This is a genomic window from Spirochaeta lutea (genome assembly GCF_000758165.1).
In the GTDB taxonomy this organism is placed as follows: Bacteria; Spirochaetota; Spirochaetia; order DSM-27196; family Salinispiraceae; genus Spirochaeta_D; species Spirochaeta_D lutea.
The window spans coordinates 238,245-259,143 of the sequence record NZ_JNUP01000064.1 but is presented as its reverse complement, the minus strand read 5'-3'; the positions used below and the strand labels follow the sequence as shown (position 1 = coordinate 259,143).

Below are 20,899 nucleotides of genomic sequence, written 5' to 3'. Positions count from 1 at the left end.
CCTCCGGGATGCAAACCCCTTGCCAGAATCCCTCCCCCCACCCTATAATTAGCATATGCCAAGAAAAAAGCGATGCCGCCATATCTGCGGATGCCCCGGAGCACGGGTCTACAAACCCCAGGGCATCCCCATGTCCCAGCTGACCTCTATAACCCTCGAGATGGATGAATTCGAGGCCCTGAGGCTGGCTGACGGTCTGGGAAAGTACCAAGCCCAGGCCGCAGAGGAAATGGGAATATCCCGCCAGAGCTTCGGACTAACCATCCGCGCGGCACGGCAAAAGGTAGCCAGGGCCCTCATGGAAGGATCAGCCCTCTACCTGAGCCAGAACCCACCCCAATCCCAGGAGGATACCCATGATCATTGCCATTCCGACCCAGACGAATGAGGGACGCTCAGCCCCCCTGTCCCTTCACTACGGCCACTCGCCCTACTTCGCGGTCTACAACAGCGAAACAAACGAGCTGGCGTTCATCACCAAACCGGCCCACAGCCAGCACCACGGCGGAGGCTGCGCCCCCGTGGAGGATCTCCAAGCCGCAGGCGCCCAGAAGGTCATCTGCAAGGGCCTCGGCCAGGGAGCCTACGCCCGGCTTCAGGCCGCCGGTCTCTCGGTGGAATGTGTTGACGGCTCCATCACCACCCTGGATGATCTGATTCAGGCCCTATCCGGGGGAACCCTGCAAACCCTGGAGGATCCGGCCCTTTGCAGCCACCACCACGGTGGTGGCCATGATCACGACCACGGCCACCACCATCATACCTGAGATGCCCGGGGCCCCAGCTGCGTGCATCGCCCCAGCTGCGTGCATCGCCCCGGCCGCGTGTATCGCCCCAGTCGCGTGTATCGCCCCAGCCGTGTGCATCGTCCCAGCCGTGTGCATCGTCCCAGCCGTGTGCATCGTCCCAGCCGCGTGCATCACCCCGGCCCCGTGCATCACCCGTTCCCCGAGCCGCACCCGTGCCCAGAGGGGTTCACAGCTGGTTTGTTAGCTCAAGCGCAGGTTCTGAGCGCTGCACCCGTACCCAGAGAGGTCCAGAGCGGCGGTTTTGACCACGGCAGGACGGACAAGATCTCCCTGGCGGGCCCCGGGTAAAAAGGGACGTATGACGGCGCCAACCGGGCTTTTCAACCTCGGCGGGGTGTATAATCCCGCAGGAATGGATAAGTCTTTCGGTTGACTGCCCTCCGGGTTTTCCCCCGGCTGGTCCTAGGGTAGAATAGAACCATGGTATGCACCCTCTGCGGAGAAAGCTCCGGCTACTATGCTCAGGTCATCGGCCGGGACTATTACAGTTGCCCCGGCTGCGGGTTGGTGTTCATGGATCCCGGGCAGCGTTTGAATCCCCTGGAAGAAAAAGACCGCTACACCATGCATGAGAACCATATTCCCGATCCGGGCTACCTGCATTTCTTAGATACCCTGTTGGAGCCCCTCATGGAGTTCATTCCCCGGGGCAGCACCGGTCTGGATTACGGCAGCGGCCCCTACCCCATGCTTGCCCAGGTGATGACAGACCGGGGTTATTCGGTGGAGATTTTTGATCCCTTTTTCGCCCCCCGGTCCCCCCGGTCCACGGATTTTTCCTGGGTCAGCTGCTGCGAGGTGGCTGAGCATTTTTACAAGCCCCTGGAGGATTGGGAACGGCTGGCCAGCTTCCTCGCTCCCCGGGGGGTATTGGGGGTACGGACGAACCTGGTTAAACCCGATATGACCCCCGGATTATTCCAGGGCTGGCACTATCCCCGGGATCCCACCCACGTGAGCCTCTACCGGCAAGAAACCATGGCGTGGTTAGCCCGGCATTTGAACCTGGAGATCATCTTTCAAAATCCGGTTACCACCATCTTCCGGGCCGGGTAAAATACCTATAGTGCGCAAAAGCTTATACCATTGCACCCCGGTGACACCACCCACGGGTGTACTCATCGGTTGCTCCGGTATAGGTAGTGTCATTTACAACCTTTTGCGCACTATCAAAATACTGCCCTTTCGCGGTTCCAAAAAACGTGAATATTTTTCCAAACCGGGTGTATCATAGGGCATGAACGAAACCACACTCTACACCATCACCATGGATCCTCCCTGGGGCATCATCGCCCTTATGGCGGGGGTTGTTGTTACCGTAATCATTGCTATGGTTCTGAAAAAGGGTGAGCGTACCAAAAAAATCATGACCATGATCATCCTGGCTGTGGTCATGGGGATAGTAGGCTGGTTCACCCTGAAACCGGCGACCCTAACCGTTACCACCGGCGGAATTTCTTCCACGGCCTATGGGGGATTCCGGGTGGATTTTAATGAGCTTACCCGACTGCAGCTGGTGCAACCCCTGACCGGCAGCGAATACGAACCCCGCATGAAGATTAACGGAATTGCCGTGGGTTCCGAGAAGTCCGGGGTATTCTCCTTAGCAGGAGGAGGCAGGGCCCAGCTGTTCCTACGGCAGGAGGATGCTGCCCTCCTGGCAGAAACCTCCCGGGGTGATGTCTACCTCATTGCCCCCGAGGATATCCAGCCCTTCCTGGATGCGGTCCGGCAGGCCTCACCCCTTCCGGTTACCCGGTAGGGCTGCCCGCCAGACCGATACTAGCCAAGCCGATGGACCCCTACCCAGGGGGGCATCCGGAAACAGAGAAAGGAAGATCACCATGATAACCATCAATTCCGTATCCAAGAGTTACGATAACGGCCGGGTAAAGGCTGTTCAGAACCTTAACCTGGAGATCGCTCCCGGCGAGGTTTTCGGCTTCCTTGGACCCAACGGCGCAGGAAAATCCACCACCATCAAGATGCTGGTCGGACTGTTGCACCCCGACCAGGGCACCATAACCCTGGGGGGCTTGAACCCCCGCACCCAAGGCCGTCAGGCAAAAAAACTCATCGGCTATGTACCCGACGAGCCCATGCTCTATGATAAAATGACCGGCTCCCAATACCTGGCCTTCATCGCGGATATGTACCAGGTGCCCCGAGGCTCCCGGTCTTCTATCCTCGATCTGGCGGAGGAGTTTGAGATCCGTTATGCCTTGGATGATGTGATAACCGCCTACAGCCACGGTATGAAACAGAAACTCGCCATTATTGCCGCTCTACTCCACGATCCCGAAATCTTCATTCTCGACGAACCCATTGTCGGCCTGGATCCCAAGTCCGCCTTTACCCTGAAAGAAAAAATGCGGGCCCACTGTCAGCGGGGAAAAACGGTGTTCTTCTCCACCCATGTTATGGAAGTGGCCGAGCGTCTCTGTGATCGGGTGGGAATCATAAGCCGGGGTTCTATGATCGCCCTGGGGCCCTTCGAGGACCTCCGGGATAAGGCCGGCAGGTCGGATTCCACCCTGGAGCAGCTCTTTCTCGAACTCACTGAAACCCGGAACTCTGCTGATTTCCTCAATGATCCCTCCCCAAAGCACAAGCCCGCGACTGGATCCAGCCCCATGGAGCGAGGCGCTGATTCCGGTTCACCCTCGGCCTCGGATCCAACCCGGAGCCCAGGATCAACCCAAGCCCCGGCTAAGGAAGGCGACCATGAATAGTCTCCGGTTAGTTAGGGCCTATATTCAGGGTAGCACCAGCTTCTCCAAGGGCGGTATTAAGGAACTGCGGCGCCAGGACAGGCTCTGGGTCCTTCCCCTGGCGCTTCTCGGGGTTGCCGTCGGGGGTGTCAGCTTCATGGGAATGCTCCTGGCAAACTACCAGAGCCTCTTTGCTCTGGGTCTGAGTGCCGGGAACCCCGAATTAGTGGTATTCGCAGCCCTCCTGGCCGCTTGGATTCTGCAGTTCGTACTGGGAATTCCCCTGGTCCTGGCGGTGCTCTTCTTTTCCAAGGACAATACCCTTCTTATGACCCTGCCGGTGCGGCCCATGGACATCGTATTGTCCAAGGCCCTGTATATCATGGGTATCCTCCTGCCCATGCAGCTCTTCTTCTTTCTGCCCGGGGTGATTATCTATGCCCAGGGAATGGGGGCGGTAGCTGCAGCAGGCGGGGTTGGAATCACCTCCTGGCCCCTGTTTTGGGGCAGCACTCTGCTCTACGGCCTCGCCGGCCCCCTGGTTCCCATGGCCCTGGCCATGCTGGCGGTGAGTCTGCTGATCCGCCTGGTAAACATCACCCGGCATAAAACCGCCGTAGAACTCATGGGGCTGTTCCTGACCCTGGTCGCCATCATCGGAATGCAGCTCTTGTTAACCCGTAGCATGACCGGGGGTGACGGGGAGGTTGCGGATCCCCAAGCCTTAGCAGGTCTGGCCCGGATTCTCACGGATAATCTCTACTCGGCCCTCCCCCCCATCACCTGGGCAGCCAGAGGATTCTCAGCCCCCCTCTCCTTCCTATCCGGGCTGCTATTCATAGCCGGGGTGTCCGCCGGGGGACTCTTCCTAGTACAGGCCCTCTACCTCCGCAGCCTGTCCCGCCACCGGGAAGGCGGCGGCGGAAGACGGATCCAGCCGACCGAATCCCTGGCCCTGGAGTCCAACAGCCCCGGCCCCGGCCCAGGAAAAAACACTCCGCCATCGGAGCATGGTGCTGCCCCATCCGGATCAGCCATTCTGCGCCCCCGGTCACCGGTAACCGCCCTGGTTTCCCGGGAGTGGAAGGTGCTCTCCAGCCAATCCACCTTCCTCTTCGAAGGCATGGCACAGGTGGCCATATTCCCCTTGATGCTCCTGATTCTGGGAATCACCATGCCGGCGGATTTCCTGGAGATGATCCCCCAGATGGGCATCGACCCCGGACTACTCAACCTGATACTTTTCGGAGCCATCATCCTGATGCTCTGTCTAAACTCCGTAGCTCCCACGAGTCTCAGCCGGGAAGGTCGGCTCTTCGCCCTGAACACCATCCTGCCCGTCCAGGCAAACCACCAGGTTCTGGCAAAGCTTCTGTTTCACTACATCCTCTTCCTGCCCGCCCTCGTCCTGGACCTGATCCTGGCGGTGATCCTCCTGGGCATGCAGCCCCTGAGTCTGCTCTGGGCCCTTCCCGGCGGTCTTGGATTCGTTACCCTGTTCTTTTCCCTGGGTCTGAGCCTGGATCTCCGCCGGCCGCTGCTCACCTGGACCAACCCCCAGCAGGCTATGAAACAGAATATGAACGTGCTCTTGGCTATGGGCCTGGATGTACTGATCCTGGGAATTGTCGCTGCAATCCTGTACGGACTCTACAGTATGGGCGTATCCTGGATACTTATCGGGGTGATTCTATCGCTTCTCGGCCTCGCGGCAGGGGCGGGCAGTTACCTCTGGGTCAGCCATGCGGCCCGGGGTCGTTACAGCGATGAGGTGGCCGCCTAGGACAATCACATCACCCCCCTCAACCCCTTACCCTCCGCGTTACAGGACCCACAGTCCGAGCACTATAAACACCGGAAGGGTGACCATACTTACAGCGTAGGTGAGTATGGTGCCCGCTCCGGCCAGATGCAATTGGTCCTGGGTTCCGTAGCGCCGGGTAACAATCATGCTGTTGGTAGCCGGCGGCACTGCAGCCTCCACTATTAAGGCCAGTCCGATTCCCCGGCTCACCTGATCCGGTAATCCCAGGCCTTCCGACAAAACCCGGCTTAATCCCCAGGCGGCTACCAGCATGACCCCGGGGTAGAGCAGCTGCTTATAGAGGATGAGCCCCCATAACTCGGGTTTGTCACCCAGGGACTCCCGGGGAATACTCGATAGGGTTCCCCCGAGCACAAAAAGTATGGCATCCATCGCATAGGATCCAGCCAGAGAAAACACCGGCTCGATAAATTCGGGTATGAACCGGTACCAGCCTGCAGCAGCGATGATGATCCCCAGAATAATCCCCACCAGGGGCGGGGTTACCCGGAGACGAAACCGCGCCCTGCCGGACCCGGACTGCTCTAACAGAGGAACAGAAACCGTCCAGAACAGCAGGTTGAAAGCAAGCACGTAGTAAAACATGTACACCACCACCGGTCCGGGAACCAGGGCCCCGATGATCGGAAGGGGGATATACCCGGCATTATGCAGTGCAAAAAGCAATAACAGCTCCCGGGGCTGCCCGGTTTTCAATAGGGGAGCCCGGTTGATCAGAATCCGCCCCAGAATAAACTGCAGGGCTATCATCCCCGCGCCAGCAGCGAAGAACCAAACCATCCACTGCCACCCTGCCTCCAAAGCCTGCCCCCACCCGGCGGATATCCGGTTAATGGAATACAGGGGAAACCCCAGATTGATCATAACCCCCAACAACAGGGGTAACAGCCGTTCCTGGAGCACCCTGACCCGGAAAACCCCGTACCCCAGGATTACCAAACCAAAGAGCCGCAAAATTGTAAGCACCGCGGGAAGTAGATTCATATGCCGCCAGGGTATGCCGTTTTTCCGCCGCCGCGCAAGGGTTCAGTGCAAGGGTTCAGTGCAAGGGTTCAGTGCAAGGGTTCAGTGTGCGTCCGCCAATGGGCAGTCTTACAACCCTTTGCACAGCGCCGCATAACGGGGGTACTCCTAGTCCGGCCCCAGGGGTAGTGCCGCCCCGGGGCAAATGTACAAGCCTATGCACATGCCACAACCATGTACGCACCACCGCCCTATACTTGACTTTTCTACTTTACTTTATTAAATATAATCTAGTTCGGAGGTGCGGATAGTTCGCAAGGGCGATGAAAACCACACCGCAATACAAAGACTGTGCGCAAAGGATTGTAAGCCACACCGATATAGCGAAGCATTCTATACGTCCACCCTGGGTGGTGTCACCTGGGCACAAGGGTACAATCTTTCGCGCACTATAAAAACCAAGGGGAGGGTACTGCCATGACAGAGGTCATCTATTGGAGCGGATGGATCGGCGGCATCGGAATCGGGGCATACGCCCTGGCTCAATTTCTGCTAACCGGCAAACACCTGGGGGTTTCCACAGCCTTCGGAAACGTCTGCGGCCTGATATCCCGGAGGGCATTCTTTCATAAAGGCCCCTACACAGACAACCTGAACTGGCGCCTCTGGTTCATCCTCGGGATTCCCCTGGGAGGCCTCATCGCGGCCCTGACCAGCCCCGGCCCCCTGGTGGCAAGTTTCAGCCTGGGCGACCTCTACGACTCCGTTCTTCCCCAGGCCCTGCCCCTCAAAGGCCTGGTCCTTACCCTGGGAGGAACCCTCATCGGCCTGGGCTCACGCCTTGCCGGGGGCTGTACCAGCGGCCATTCCATCGCCGGCCTGGGGCTGCTGAATCCGCCGAGCCTTGCGGCCTCTGCTGGGTTCTTTGCCGGGGGAATACTCATCGTCCAGTTCTTATTCAATATTCTTTAGGGGGATTGTATGGCGTCACCATCGGTTAAAACACTACCCAAACCTGTACAGGCCGTTATATTCCTGGTGCTGGGGGGAACCTTCGGCTTCCTCCTGAGTAGAGCAGGAGCCTCAACCTATGATTTTTATCCCAAGCTCTTCTTATTCGAGGATCTTCAGCTGCTCTGGGTAATCGCCGTCGCAGCGGGTATCGGTGTCCTCGGCACCCTGGTAATCCGTCTGTTGAAGTCCCGGGGACGGAATCCTCGAGCCATCATCGGCGCTGAACCCCTTAACCTTGCGGGGAAGCCCTGGAAAAAGAGCCTGGTCCCCGGATCCATCCTCTTTGGCGTCGGCTGGGGTTTAGCCGGGGCGTGTCCCGGTACGGCCCTGGTCATGCTGGGAGAGGGTAAATTAGGCAGCCTCTTTACGATTCTGGGCTTCTTCATCGGAACCTACATCTACGGCGTCTGGCAGGATTCCAAAACGCGGAAATCCTAAGGGCCAATTGTAAAACAGCGTTTTGTAGGAGCCTCGCATATAGTACGGCCGGACCGGCATACCATCGAATCACCCCAAAAAAAACGCCGGTACGGAAACCGTGCCGGCGCTTCAGCCCCATGGGCGTTTTCGGCGCAAGGCCTCTGGCAGGATGGTTCCGGGATAGCCCGGGTATTCCTGCCGGAAAGCAAAAACGATCGCCCTTAGTAGCGCAATCCCGCCCCGTAGGGGAAGGTCGGATTGGCCGAGTCGCTGGGTACGTCCTCCAGCTGATCAGCCACCGCCTCGTCCGAGGAGGGGATCTCCATGGCAAGACTGCCCGTGGGTTGGGTTTCCCCGAAGAGTATGGAGAGCAGAGCCTGGTCGTTGGCTCCGTAGTTCACCAGAAAGCCGTCCAGATCGTCGATAAAGGGCTCTACGATCCCGGGACGTACGTTGTACATGTCCACAACCAGCTTGAGGTTCGGATTTATGGCCTTCGCCTGCAACGCCTCCTGAATCCGTTCCCACTGGGGACGCACTCCCTCGGTGAATCCGCCGAACCGAGCCTCCCCGCCCTCAATGGTGTAGTCCCGGTCGGTCTCGGTACCGTCGGGGCGTACAGCCTTGCCGAGGAAGGAAAGCGGTATGCCGGCGTCTATTCCGAAGTAAATACCGTCCCTGGCCCTAATGCGGATTATTGCAACGTCCGATCCGGCCATAGCCTGGATCCGGTTCTCAGGGGTATCAAAATCACCCTGAACCAGGTTCACCCGGCTGCCTCCCAGGTAGGATCGAGCAACCGCCCCAGAATCCTCGGCCCTGCCGCTGTAGTAGAGGTCAAGGGCAGCGTTTTTTGCCAGGGGAAGCACCGTCCCTTCGTTCTTCAAGAGAACGATGGAACCCTCCATTGCCTCTCGGCCGATAGCCTGATTCTTGGGGCTCTTCACAATCCGGTCTGCGGTTTCGGCATCCACGTAGGGATTTTCGAAGATCCCCAGGCTGAACATCACCTCCAGGAGCTTCTGGGCGGCGTTGTCGAGCTGGGCTTCGGTAATGAGGCCCTCATCCAAGGCCTTAAGGAAGATAGTTGGATCGCTGCCTCCCCCGTCCTGGTGGGACCCGGCGCTGAGAAACTTCTGAACCTTCTCGCTCTGGGTTAAATCCTCTACCCCCCAGGCGGTGTTCCGCAGTACACCCCAGTCGGAAACAATCATACCCTCGAAGCCCATCCGGCCGGCAAGATCGATCACCTCTTTGTTATACGCCATGGCTACATCTTCGGTGAATTGATCCTGGTAGATGCTGTAGGAAGGCATCATCCCCAAAACGCCAGCGGCGAAGGCCGGCTCGAACATGCGGATATGGTCTTCCAGATTGCCTCCCGGATACACATTGTATTTGCCCCACTCGGTGTGGCTGTCCATGCCCATCTGATTGGCACCGGTTCCGGGGAAGTGTTTGATCACCGCCGCAACAGAGCTGGGGCCCACCCGGGTGCCGTCCTGCATACCCTGAACCAGGGCGCCGATGTTCCGATATACAACATCGGGATTTTCGGATATGGTGTTCTGTACTCGTTGCCAACGGGGTTCGGTGGCGATATCCGCCATGGGGCCGAGCTGCATTCGAATTCCAACAGCCCGGTACTCCTCGTTCAGAACCTGGCCAAAGGCTCTGATCATCTCCGGATCATCTATCGCCCCGAATCCCAGCGGCATGGGAAACTGGGTAAATACCGATGTATTGCTGGTGCCGTCGATGCCGTGTACCGGATCCACACTCACCAGGAAGGGGATTCCCAGCTCCTGGGCCTCAGCCAGCTTCTGTACCTCGTTGAAATACGATGCGATCTCAGAGGGTTTGTCCTCACCCAGGCGTGCCACACCGAAGCGGATATGCTCGTACTGGATTCTTCCCACAGTGGTGTCGTTGGGACCGTCGGAATTCACCGATCCCGGGCTGCTATGGACCATCAACCCTGCCTTCTGCTCGTTGCTCATAAGGCCCACCAGAGCTGCGGCGCGTTCCCGGGGAGACAGACGCCAGTCTTCGTAGGTGTCCAGGCTGCCGTTTCCGTTGGAATCCTTGAACTGCAGCCGGCTAACAGTGATTACCGGTTTGGAATCCGTGCCGATTTCGGGCTGACTGCTGTAAATGGGGGTATCGAGCTGAGACTGACCCGGCGCAACCCCCTCCTGCTGCCCTGCGGACACAAACAGGAATAGACCGGCCGCTATCAGGGCCGGTATGAGAAAACGTTTCATTGTAATTTATCCTCCTTACAATTTCGATCCAGGGGCGCGCTTCCTATCACCGATACTTAATGGTACAAGCCCTCCGGTCAGCTGCATAGAAACAGATGGTTGCGGGGTATCAACGGTATTTTGGTTGCGCCGGACCGTCGAATCACCCTAACAATAGGAACGAGACAGGCCCCGGGAATTACAGGGCTGGCGGATTATGGGCAAGGGGATTTCAATGTCCCGCCTAGGAACCTACCCGGGCGCACCATGAGAGGGAGGCATACATGAATCTGGTAGTAGGGGCGGGAATCAGCGGTTGCACCATTGCCCGGGAGCTGGCAGAGCGGCTCGGGGAAGAGGTGCTGGTTATTGATAAACGGGATCATATCGGCGGAAACTGTTATGACTATTACGATGACGCCGGCATCCTGGTACCGAAGTACGGACCCCATTTCTTCCACACCAACGACTCCCGGGTATGGGAGTATGTCCAGGGTTTTTCCTCCTGGCGGCCCTATGAGCACCGGGTACTCAGCCTGGTGGACGGCCGGCTGGTTCCGGTTCCGGTGAATCCGACCACAGTCAACCGGCTCTTCGGCACGGACATCCGCACCGAGGACCAGATGCGCACCTGGCTAGGGGAAAACACCGAACCCATTACCCACCCGCAAAACTCCGAGCAGGCAGCCCTCGCCCGGGTCGGCCGGGTCCTGTATGAAAAAATGTTCAGGAACTATACGAAAAAGCAGTGGGAGATGGAACCGGCGGAGCTGGCTCCCGAGGTGATGAATCGGATTCCCGTCCGCACGACCCGGGAAGACCGGTATTTCACCGATACCTACCAAGCCATGCCGACCCGGGGATACACCGCCCTCTTCCAAACCATGCTGGATCACCCCCTGATTTCCCTGGAGCTGAACCGGGATTACCGTCAGCTGGCTTCCCGCCCCTCCTCCTCCCCGGCCCGGAACCCCTCCCGGATCTTTTTTACCGGCCGGATCGACCGGTACTTCCACGACCGAAACATCGGCGACCTTCAATACCGATCCCTGGAATTCCTCCACGAAACCCTGGACACCCCCCGGCTCCAAGAGGCAGCCACCATCAACTATCCCTCCCCGGAGGTACCCTGGACCCGGATAACCGAACCCAAGCTCGCCACGGGGCAAGAATCCCCGAAAACCACCATCATTAAGGAGTTCCCCCGCAGCCAGGGCGAACCCTACTACCCGGTATTCAGCCCCGGGAACCTCCAGCTCTTTGAACAGTACCGGAGCCTGGCTGCATCGGAGCAAAAAAAAGGAGTCTTCTTTGTGGGAAGACTCGCGGAGTACAAATACTTCAATATGGACCAGGCCTTTGCAAACGCCCTGGCCCTTACCGATAGAATTCGGTAGTGCGCAAACGGTTGTAACCTACGCCGGATACAGCGGTGTTGCCAGCGGTCCTGATCCAGGGGCAGCCTCGTCCCAGGGTCAATCTACAACCCTTTGCGCGCAGTACTAGGGTTAGTGCCCGGGCGCGAGGGAGGCGGGTTAGCCGGGCAATATTGAGCTGAGTCACACCGAGCTGAGTCACACCGAGCTGAGTCACACCGGGCTGAGCCATGCCGGCCGCATTGAGCCGAGCGGTTCAGATGCCCCCTGAGGACGCTACCGTCCCAGATGTTGAATCGAGCGGTGAATGTATTCCTCGTAATCCTTCCGCACCGGGTGGTAATCCGCCAGGAACAGTTCCGAGGAGATTAAAAAATCAGCAGTGGCCCGGTTGGAAGCGTAGGGAATATTGTAGAGTACGGCGATTCGTTCCAGGGCCCGGACATCGACGTCGTGAGGCTGGGGCTCCATGGGGTCCCAGAGAAACACCATAATATCCACCTTACCCTCGGCGATCATCGCCCCAAGCTGCTGATCCCCTCCCAGGGGGCCGCTCTTCATCCGAAGAATCTCGGGAATAACATCCCCGGTAGCCTGGGACTTCGCCGCGAAGGCCTGGGACACCAGCTTGCCGGTGGTCCCGGTGCAGACCAGCCTATGACCTTGCAGCCTCTTCCAGTTGTACTGCACCCATTCGACAAGATCGGACTTGCGGTTATCATGGGCTACCAGGGCAATAGTTTTGCGTATATTCATGGGACTTCCTTTTTAGGGTGATTATAAAGCCCCGGCCGCCCCTTGAGAAGGTTAGACCACACCGCGGGCGGCCGGGGAAGGAATATACTCAGGCCCGTCTACAAATACTGGTCGAAAAACTCCAGCATATCCCGGATATAGGGGACGCCGAACCTCTGGAAGGTCCGCCGGGTTTGAGCATCGGGTTTCCAGTCGAAGAAGGCGTGGCCGGCCCCCGGGACCTCCACCCGCTTAACCGGATGCCCCGCTGCCTCCAGGGCCTCGGCGTACTCATCCACCATGTCCGGGGTGATCAGGGGATCCGATCCGCCGCGGATCAGGTAGTGGGGCAGCCGGCGTTGCTCCGCCGGGGGTATCTGAGCCACCGGAGATATGGCCGCAAGCTCTTCGGAGCCTGTACCGCCCCGGGTGAACTGTGCCAGATGCGTTCCTCCGAATACCCCGTAGCTCGGCGCGACCACCCGGATGGCCTGTGCCAGGGATTGCCGGGCCTGCTCCAGGCTCATACCCCTGGGCAGGTAGGAGGGCTCGTACCGGTAGTTCCCGGATTCAAATCCCCCTGAACCGATTCGCTCCACCATGGTGGCCATGGCAGCGGTAAGATGCCCCCCGGCGCTGTCACCTGTAAGGGCGATACGTTCAGGATCCGCACCGTAATCCCGGGCATGCTCCTGGATATGCAGAACCGCTCCGTATACATCTTCGATCAGATCAGCCACGGTGTTTTCCCGGGCATCGCCGTCCAGGGTCCCGACCCAGCGGTAATCGATGCTGGCCACCACGTAACGGCCCGTACGGACCATTTCCCGGGCCATGCCGCGCATGATGTTCTCGTCATTGCTGGACCAGCCGCCCCCGTGGGTGATGATGACCAGGGGTAAGTCTTGGGCTCCCTCGGGTATAAACACATCGTACTTCAGGGGTTTGACCCCGGGTTGGGCGTACAGGATGTCCTGCCGCTCCGAAAATCCCGCCACGTCCTTTTCGGGCAGGAAGGATGCCCCCAGACTAATATCCTGGGTGAGGGTTACCTCCATGGTAGCCTCGGTGGATTCGAAATACATGGGCCCCCAGGGACCGGCTACGGAGTAGTAGACCGAGTCCAGGGCGTACCCCGGGTCCGCCTGGGCGTTCAGGGTTATCCGGGTCCCCTCGGGCAGGGTCTGGCCGTGGGTAATTTCCGGTTCGGTTTGCAGGCTGCCGTGGAGCACGGTGTCCAATGTTACGGAGTATTTCCGGTCTCCGGTATTGCCGGTTTCGGCGGATGCTCCGCTGCCCGGACTACGCCCAGAAGCATTGTCGGCGCCGTCGGTGCTGTTCGAGTTCCCAGTACTGCCGCAGCCAGCAAGAAGCAGGGCCGCAGCAGCAAGGCTCAGGACCGAAAGAGGCGTGAGAATCGTTCCGGTCCGGGTTGGTAGTTGTACATCTTGGATCATGTCGGTCCTCCCTTAGGATCTGCTTTTTAGGATCAGTCGAATCACCCCGAAAAGAATGAACAATCCGATAAGAACATCGGCCACGATGAGCCAGATGCGCCAGGGTGCCATGGTGTAGTGGATGGTGGTACCCGACACAAAGCCGTTCATGGCGCTGCTGTTTGCCACGGTGTAGAACAGCCGGTGGGCGCTGCGCCGGAGATGCTGGACTGCTGTTGGGCTGGAGCTGTCTTCGATGGACTTCATGGAGTCGAAGGTTATGTTGATGTCGGTCCCGGCCGCCAGACCCTGGTTGACGTACATGTGGCTGTACAGATTGAAGTCGCTGATGACCGTACCTTCGAATCCCCATTCATCCCGCAGGACGGTCTGAAGAAGGGGTTCTGATCCCCCTGCCCAGACCCCGCCGATCCGGTTGAAGGAACTCATGAATGCGGTGGAGGCCTTTGCGGGTTTTTCCCTGAGCTCTCCCGATTCCGCATCCAGGTACGGCAGGGTTGTAGCGGCATTCTTTACCACCATCTCAAAGGGCTTCAGGTATATCTCTCGGATGGCCTGTTCGTTGGCCCAGACGGCGACTCCGTTGTTCACCCGGTTGGTCTCTTGGTCGTTCAAGGCAAAGTGCTTCAAGAAGGTGTACATACCCTTATCGGCAGCACCCTCCACAACCCCGGTGGCCATCCGGCCGGATAGTACCGGATCCTCGGAGTAGTACTCAAAGTTTCGGCCCGCGAAGGGAGATCGGTGGATGTTTACCGCCGGGGCATACCAGCCGTTCACCCCGTATGCCAGCCCTTCGTTACCGACCATTCGGCCCATCTCGGAGGCAAGATCGGTATTGTAGGTGGATGCAATGACCACCGCCGAGGGAAAGGCCGATCCGTGGATATCCCCCATGAATGCGGAGATTCCCGCAGGACCGTCCAGATCCACCGTCATGGGTTTACCCAGATCCTCGATGGGTGCGGTGGTGTAGGCGGAGCTGATTACAATCCGTGCAATGTCCGCAGGGTCAATCTGGTCTAGGAACACCTCCCAGAGGGCATCATCGTAGTCCACACCCCGCATATCAATGAGGTAGAGTCCGTTTTCTGCTTTGATGGTGGGCATTTCATCATCGGGATCCGCATGTTCCGAGGCTACATAGGCTTGGAAGGCCTGAATAACCTGCTCACTTGCCTCAAAATCGTCTCCCGAGGGCGCCTGGGGGAAGGTACCGGCAAAATCCGCCCGGCTCAGGTTAACGACCCTGCCCTTCTCAGGGCTGTCGGAAAAGAGGGCGGATACGTCATCAAACTGGTTGGTAACCTCCTGTTGATCCGAGGTCCGGTGATTATTTCCGTTGTATACCACTGTCCGGTCTACCCGGTAGCTAAGCTCTTGGATACCCTCTTTTAGGTCATGGGAGTTGTCTTGAATCCGGATCCCGTAGTCGCCCTCTTCCAGAACATAGGCCCGTTCATCCTCGTAATCGTAGGATGCAAGATCCTCCACTCGGACCGATAGGGTTACCACCTCGGAGTCTCCAGGGGCAAGCAGCCCGGTTTTCGCAAAGTCCGCCAGTACTACCTCGGGTTTTTCAATGCCACCCGGGTAATAGGGGGGCGATACATAGAGCTGCACCACATCCTTCCCGGCAAAACGGTCCCCTGTATTGGTTACCTGAACGTCCACCTCAATGAACCCTTCGGTATCGCCCATCCGCGATCCGGTGATCTGCCATGCAAAGTCGGTGTAACTCAGACCGTATCCAAAAGGATACACCACGGCTCGGTCATAGTCGATAAATCCCTCAGCGGCAGCGGTTTCATAGTAGCGGTAGCCGTAGTAAATTCCTTCCCGGTACTGGACAAAGAACCCTTCCCCGGATGCGTTTCCACCGTGAATATTCTCATACTGAAAGTGCCCGAAATTGTTGAAGGTCGGATCGGCGGTAAAATCCCTGGCATAAATGTCCACGGTCCGGCCGGAGGGGTTCACCGCCCCCCGGAGGGCATCAGCTACTGCATAAAATCCGCTTTGCCCCGGCGATCCCGCCCAAAGGATGGCATCCACTCCGGGATCATCCTCCAGAATTCCCAGCTCCATGGCGGCGCTGGAGTTGATCACCACCACAACCCGGTCAAAATTCTGTTTTGCCAGGGTGATCAAATCTTTCTCATCCTGGTTCAATTCCAACTGATGCTGCCCGGGCTGGTAATTTTCGTCGAATCCCTTCATATCCTGGGTCAGGTCTCCGCCTTCCCCTCCGGGTCGGCCGAGAACGATCACCGCTGCATCTCCGTAATCGGAGAAACTCTCCAGGGCCTGGGGGGAATACTGGTCAGCCGGCATTTCACCGATGTCGTAGGTGGATTGGCTGGGGCGGTCCATGGCGATGTGGCCCCGGGGGTTCTTGTAGGCCCGGATGCTTTCTCCCACCTGGTTTCGCCGCATCTCGTAGGAGGCAAATTCCTCAATCTCCCGGTACGCCACGGGGTTTACGGTGAAACCCCGGTCCTCCAGGGCGGTTCTCAGATCCACCGCCAGGGAGACATCCACCGAGCCGGATCCGGATCCCCCGTAAACCGGATCAGCAGCGCTGCGGCCTAGGAGGGTAACCCGGCTGCCGGTTTCTGCCAGGGGCAGGGCGCCGTTATTCTTGAGAAGAACCATTCCCTCGGCCTCGATTTCCTGAACCAGGGCGTCGGAGGCCTCTTTCAGGGCCTCATAGGACGGGTAATCCATTTCATAATAGATGCTGGGGAGATTTTCGGTGCCTTCTGCCTGGGTGACCACGGCCTTGCCGCGGCCCAGGTAGATATCCGCGTGGGCGCTGAATATATTCAGTGCCACGGTTACTGCGATGGTAAACACACCGAGGATGGATAGTCCGATAATCCACCGTCTCCTGCTTTTTTTTGTCATACTCATGGCCTTTATCTCCTTGTTGATTTTTCCTCAAGTGCTGAGGAACATGATGTATCTGTGTACATAGCCCCAGAATCTCGCCCACTCCCGTTAATTGAAGCCGAAAAGCAGACGGGTCATACCGTAGGCAGTAGCTGCTGCTAGTTTGCCAGCCAGGCCGGGAAGGTTAACCAGAACCCCTAACCCCCGGCGATGCAGACGCTTATACAATCCCGGGTCCATGGCGGCGATACCCTGCCAGAGGGTATCCTTCAGCTCTGTATGCTCCGGGGTTCCCGCCTTGATGAGAAGAACACTGGATATTGCCGTAACAATCTCCAGATGATGAAACAGGTACTCTTCCAGCCGCCTGCGTCCCGTGGGATCCCTCAGGAAGTTCTCAATTACCAGGGTATTAACCCGCAGCTGCTGGTCGATCCGGCGGATCATCACCGATTCATTCACCGACTGGTCATCCCGTCCGATGTAGTAGCGGTACAGATCCTCATCCAGGTAATAGAGGGAGTGTACCCGGCGCATGGGCACACAGACGAACAGATTGTCCACATAGTAGGTATGTTCCGGCAGCCTCAGACCCGACTCCCGAAGAACCTGGGTACGGTAAGTGAGGGAGTGCATCATCAGGTACTTCCCTGCTGGAAACCGCCCCACCTGGTCCCAGGTCAGAATCTTGTTTCGAGACAGAATCCTGCGGTAATGCATGGTTTTTTTCCGCCGGGCTCCCTGCTTTTCATAGACATAGTTGCTCACCAGGGCGTCCACGGGGGTTTCCCGGAACAGCAGCATCCGCAGGGTTTCCACCAACCGCCGGAAGGCCGGGAGATCAAACCAATCATCGCTGTCCAAGACCTTCAGGTAGGCACCCCGGGCCAGGGCAATTCCTGTATTCACCGCCCCGCCGTGACCGCGGTTCTCCTGATGGACCGCCCGTACCCTGCCGGGATTCGCCCGGGCATACCCTTCCGCCAGAGCCTCAGTCCGATCCCGGGAGCCGTCATTCACCAGGATGAGCTCCACATCCCCGAAACCGGGACTCAAAACAGAATCCACAGCCCTGGCCATATAGGATTCTGCGTTATAACAGGGCACAACCACCGTCAAGCAGAACCCCTCCGTCCTGGTCATTCCCCGCCTCCTTCCTGACCGCCGGCGTGCTCGGGTGATACGCCGGGCTCTTCGGGAGTCCTCCGAAAAATGAGTTTGAATATCGGGAAAAACACCCAGAAGGAGATGGTTGCATTAATAATCATCGTAATGGCGTCCGCTGTGGCCTCCCCGGCGGCACCCATCCCCAGGGTATCCATCAGCAGGGTGTAAATCGGCGCCTTGTAGAGCCCCTGGGCCGCCGCCGCGCCGATGGTAATAATGATGTACGCAATGAGGTACCACAGAGCGGACCACCAAGGGTTACCGTTGGATTTGAAGGTTATATTCCGCTGGGCAAAGAAGTTGATTACCTGGGCAATTCCTATGGTGATTTGAACGGCCAAGAAATAGGCTAAGCCCCCGCCGCCGCCGCTGGCGATGGTTCCCCCGGGATAATTAAAAATATAGTAGGTAGATCCGTCCAGGTTCTGTCCCACCGGCCAGATGATAAAATCCCGGTGGATCAGGGCAGTCTGTTCGAACACCTCCTTGAGCACGGGCATCAGAACCATTTGCAGCAGGGTTACCCCGTTGCTCAGGATAAAAAACACCACAAATTGGGCTACGGTGGGGTGTTTTTCCACAAACCGATTCCACCAGGCCGCCAGATTGCTGATTACGGGAATATCCCGTTTTGGTTTTAATTTCGCTTCCTCGGGGCTATGTGCGGTATTCATACTCAACTTCCTTTTCTTGTTTTTCTTTTGTAATCAGACGTGTAAATCCCTTAAAAAAATGACCGTTAACCATCATGAGAAACCCCTCGGCCATGCGCCGGGACACCATGCCGCCCATCATTTTAGCGATCCCCCGGAAGGGCATGTTATAAAAGGACATCATGATGAGGTTAGCGGTGTCCCGCTGACCGATCTTCCAGAGCAGCCAATGGGTAAAGATTATCAGGCTATGGGTAAGGCGGCCGAACCAGCCCCGGGCATACTTGGTCCGGGCGAGGGGATCGTTGTACCCCATGGGGATCCTGTTCCCCCAATGGGTCTCCGGAAGGGGCCGGCCGACCAGAGCGGCGAAGGTTGGTTCTTCGATGTTCTCCACCTCGCCGGTAAAGTAGGGCTCCAGGCTCCGGAGGTCGTAGAGGTTCCCGCAATCCGAACCCTGCACGGACAGGGAGGCCTGCAGCCGGATATCCCGGCTGGATGCCCCGATAAAGATAGTATACATCCCGCTTTCCACATCCCAGGCATTCTTTTTCAGATTAAAAAATCGGAAGCTGTAGGCATCGAAGGCCAGGTGTACCTCCCGGCTTTCTCCGGGCTCCAGATGCACCTTCGTAAAACCCTTCAGTTCCTTTTCCGGCCGGTACACTGCTTGACCCGGCCCCTGAATGTAAAGCTGTACCACCTCTTTTCCCGCCAGAGCCCCGGTGTTCCTCAGGGTGAACCGCGCGCCTCGGCTGTCTACCCGGAGGTCATGGTATTCGAAGCTGGTATAACTCAGGCCGAACCCGAAGGGAAATTGAATACCCCCGGGCTGACGGTCAAAATAGCGGTAGCCCACATACGGCCCTTCCCGATACTCCACGGTAGCCTGTCCCCCGGGGAAATTCGCCCCGGAAGGAACATCCAGGTAGGTCTTGGGATAGGTCTCCGCCAGCTTACCCGAGGGATTCACAAGCCCCAAGAGTACCCGGACCATGGCCTGGGCACCGGCCTGGCCGCCCAGATAGCCGTGAACCACTGCAGAAACCCCGTCGATCCAGGGCATTTCGATCACAGATCCGCAGGATAGTATCACCACGATGCGGGAATGCACCCCTACCAGGGCTTCCAGCAGGTCCAGCTGGTTCTCCGGCAGGGCCAGACTCGTCCGGTCCACCCCCTCTGCCTCGCTGACCTCATCCAGTCCCAGGTACAGGAGAACCGTATCAGCCTGGGCTGCCAGGCCGCAGGCCCGTTCCACCAGATCGCTGCTCTTCTTGCCAAACCGGTGGAACCCCGGCTCGTAGCCGATAATCCTCAACTCCGAGGACTCCAACCGGTCCAGGGCGGATTCCAGCTGGGTGGGATTGACCCGGGAGGAGCCGGCACCCTGGTAGCGCGGTGTTTGGGCGAAATCGCCGATCACTGCAAGGGTCTTCGAGGTATCCAGGGGCAGGATGGTATCCTGGTTCTTTAACAGAACGATGGATTCCTCCGCGGCCTTACAGGCTGTTTGATGGTGATCCCGGGGGATTTTCTGGTTCTTCCACACCAGGGCTTGGGAGGTCTCATCAGCCAGGGCCAGCAACCGTTCCAGGGCCTCGTCGACCACCGCCTCCTCAAGTTCTCCCCGGCGGACAGCCTCAAGCACCTCCCGGTTGGACTCTCCACCGGTTCCGGGCATCTCCAGCTCGTTTCCGGCCAGCAGCCCCCGGACACGCTCGTTTCCGCCCCCCCAATCGGTTACCACGCAGCCTTGGAATCCCCATTCCTCCCGAAGAATCTCCCGGAGCAGATGCATATTCTCGTTGGTATATTCACCGTTGACCTTGTTGTAGGAGGACATCACCACCCGGGGCCTTCCCTCCCGAACGGCGATCTCAAAACCGGTCAGGTAGATTTCCCTGAGGGTCCGTTCATCCACCACCACATCGATGGACATCCGCCGGGTTTCTTGGTTGTTCACCGCGAAGTGTTTAATACACGCTGCAATGCCCCGGCTCGTGGACGGAGCGCCGCTCACATGGGCCCCGATTCCCCCGGCCTGGATTCCCCGGACGTAGGCCGCCGCCATCTTTCCCGTCAGGTATGGATCCTCGCTGAAGTATTCAAAATTCCGGCCGCATAGGGGATTCCGCTTGATATTCATTCCCGGCCCTAAAAGGACGTTTACCTGCTGACTGGCCGCCTCCCGTCCCAAATGGGTTCCGACCTCCTGGGCTAATTCCACATCCCAGCTGTTGGCCACCGTAGCCGCCGTGGGATAACAGGTAGCGGGTATGCTCTCGTTCAACCCCAGATGATCGGCTGCCGCAGCCTGGCGCCGGATTCCGTGAGGACCGTCAGCCAGAAACATCCCCGGCACATTAAGGCGCTCCAACTCTTGACTCTCCCAGAAGTTTTTTCCGGAAAGCAGAGACACCTTCTCTTCCAGGGTCATCTGTTTTATTACATGCTTATAATCCATAGTAATTCCTTTTTATCCTATCGGTAGCGCACGAAAGGCTGTAACCTCACCTACCGGCGGCACTGCCCGTGGAGCAGGACCACTCATACCCCACTGTAACCGGTGTCGTTTACAAACCTTTGCGCACTATCAATCGTATCTGAGCCGGAGTTCACCGGATGAGGGGA

The 20,899-nt window shown here is 58.2% G+C and carries 17 protein-coding genes; 9 read left to right on the top strand and 8 right to left on the bottom strand.

Features of this window, described 5'->3' with window-relative positions:
• The first annotated feature begins 55 nt into the window (after window positions 1–55).
• From DC28_RS09135 to DC28_RS09110, 6 genes are all read left to right on the top strand, one after another.
• The gene (locus tag DC28_RS09135; RefSeq protein WP_052078690.1) at window positions 56–388 is read left to right on the top strand and encodes a DUF134 domain-containing protein; all 333 of its coding nucleotides are present in this window, start codon (window positions 56–58) and stop codon (window positions 386–388) included.
• A complete protein-coding gene (locus DC28_RS15545; protein WP_052078689.1) occupies window positions 357–767 on the top strand; it encodes a NifB/NifX family molybdenum-iron cluster-binding protein in 411 nt (136 codons plus the stop codon). Before DC28_RS09135 ends, DC28_RS15545 begins: the two co-directional genes overlap by 32 nt.
• A gap of 462 nt (window positions 768–1,229) precedes the next feature.
• Window positions 1,230–1,865: a class I SAM-dependent methyltransferase gene (locus DC28_RS09125; protein ID WP_052078688.1), complete on the top strand. Its 636-nt coding sequence runs from the start codon at window positions 1,230–1,232 to the stop codon at window positions 1,863–1,865.
• A 181-nt stretch (window positions 1,866–2,046) separates the two neighbouring features.
• Window positions 2,047–2,571, top strand: coding sequence for a PH domain-containing protein (locus tag DC28_RS09120; protein ID WP_037547896.1), 525 nt, complete (start codon window positions 2,047–2,049; stop codon window positions 2,569–2,571).
• An 82-nt stretch (window positions 2,572–2,653) separates the two neighbouring features.
• Window positions 2,654–3,541 (top strand): ABC transporter ATP-binding protein, encoded by an 888-nt coding sequence (locus DC28_RS09115; protein WP_081942094.1) that lies wholly within the window; start codon window positions 2,654–2,656, stop codon window positions 3,539–3,541.
• The gene (locus tag DC28_RS09110; protein WP_037547895.1) at window positions 3,534–5,303 is read left to right on the top strand and encodes a hypothetical protein; all 1,770 of its coding nucleotides are present in this window, start codon (window positions 3,534–3,536) and stop codon (window positions 5,301–5,303) included. Before DC28_RS09115 ends, DC28_RS09110 begins: the two co-directional genes overlap by 8 nt.
• Window positions 5,304–5,342: 39 nt before the next feature.
• Here the strand turns inward: DC28_RS09110 and DC28_RS09105 are convergent, their stop codons facing one another.
• Window positions 5,343–6,329 carry an AEC family transporter gene (locus tag DC28_RS09105; protein ID WP_037547894.1) on the bottom strand — a complete coding sequence of 329 codons (987 nt, stop codon included), beginning with the start codon at window positions 6,327–6,329 and terminating at the stop codon, window positions 5,343–5,345.
• A 456-nt stretch (window positions 6,330–6,785) separates the two neighbouring features.
• Here DC28_RS09105 and DC28_RS09100 point away from each other — a divergent pair, with 456 nt between their 5' ends.
• Together DC28_RS09100 and DC28_RS09095 are read left to right on the top strand one after the other, a co-directional pair.
• On the top strand, window positions 6,786–7,280 hold the full coding sequence (locus DC28_RS09100) for a YeeE/YedE family protein (protein ID WP_037547893.1): 495 nt from the start codon (window positions 6,786–6,788) through the stop codon (window positions 7,278–7,280).
• A gap of 9 nt (window positions 7,281–7,289) precedes the next feature.
• Entirely contained in the window at window positions 7,290–7,760 is a 471-nt protein-coding gene (locus DC28_RS09095; RefSeq protein WP_052078687.1) for a DUF6691 family protein, read from the top strand.
• 203 nt (window positions 7,761–7,963) lie between these two features.
• Here DC28_RS09095 and DC28_RS09090 read toward each other — a convergent pair whose 3' ends face one another.
• Window positions 7,964–10,006: a glycoside hydrolase family 3 protein gene (locus DC28_RS09090; RefSeq protein ID WP_037547892.1), complete on the bottom strand. Its 2,043-nt coding sequence runs from the start codon at window positions 10,004–10,006 to the stop codon at window positions 7,964–7,966.
• Between the two features lie 263 nt (window positions 10,007–10,269).
• On the opposite strand from DC28_RS09090, the gene glf reads away from it, so the two are divergent.
• A complete protein-coding gene (gene glf, locus DC28_RS09085; protein WP_037547891.1) occupies window positions 10,270–11,382 on the top strand; it encodes a UDP-galactopyranose mutase in 1,113 nt (370 codons plus the stop codon).
• Between the two features lie 255 nt (window positions 11,383–11,637).
• Here the strand turns inward: glf and DC28_RS09080 are convergent, their stop codons facing one another.
• The 6 genes from DC28_RS09080 to DC28_RS09055 all read right to left on the bottom strand — a co-directional run bounded on the left by DC28_RS09080 (window position 11,638) and on the right by DC28_RS09055 (window position 20,732).
• On the bottom strand, window positions 11,638–12,117 hold the full coding sequence (locus DC28_RS09080) for a methylglyoxal synthase (protein ID WP_037547890.1): 480 nt from the start codon (window positions 12,115–12,117) through the stop codon (window positions 11,638–11,640).
• A gap of 98 nt (window positions 12,118–12,215) precedes the next feature.
• On the bottom strand, window positions 12,216–13,553 hold the full coding sequence (locus DC28_RS09075; protein WP_081942093.1) for an alpha/beta hydrolase: 1,338 nt from the start codon (window positions 13,551–13,553) through the stop codon (window positions 12,216–12,218).
• Between the two features lie 12 nt (window positions 13,554–13,565).
• The gene (locus DC28_RS09070; protein ID WP_052078686.1) at window positions 13,566–16,466 is read right to left on the bottom strand and encodes a glycoside hydrolase family 3 protein; all 2,901 of its coding nucleotides are present in this window, start codon (window positions 16,464–16,466) and stop codon (window positions 13,566–13,568) included.
• 87 nt (window positions 16,467–16,553) lie between these two features.
• Complete coding sequence (locus tag DC28_RS09065; RefSeq protein ID WP_037547889.1) at window positions 16,554–17,588, bottom strand: glycosyltransferase family 2 protein; 1,035 nt, start codon at window positions 17,586–17,588, stop codon at window positions 16,554–16,556.
• Window positions 17,585–18,286, bottom strand: coding sequence for a hypothetical protein (locus DC28_RS09060; protein ID WP_202962965.1), 702 nt, complete (start codon window positions 18,284–18,286; stop codon window positions 17,585–17,587). Before DC28_RS09060 ends, DC28_RS09065 begins: the two co-directional genes overlap by 4 nt.
• A complete protein-coding gene (locus DC28_RS09055) occupies window positions 18,270–20,732 on the bottom strand; it encodes a glycoside hydrolase family 3 C-terminal domain-containing protein (protein ID WP_037547888.1) in 2,463 nt (820 codons plus the stop codon). Before DC28_RS09055 ends, DC28_RS09060 begins: the two co-directional genes overlap by 17 nt.
• Window positions 20,733–20,899 lie beyond the last annotated feature (167 nt).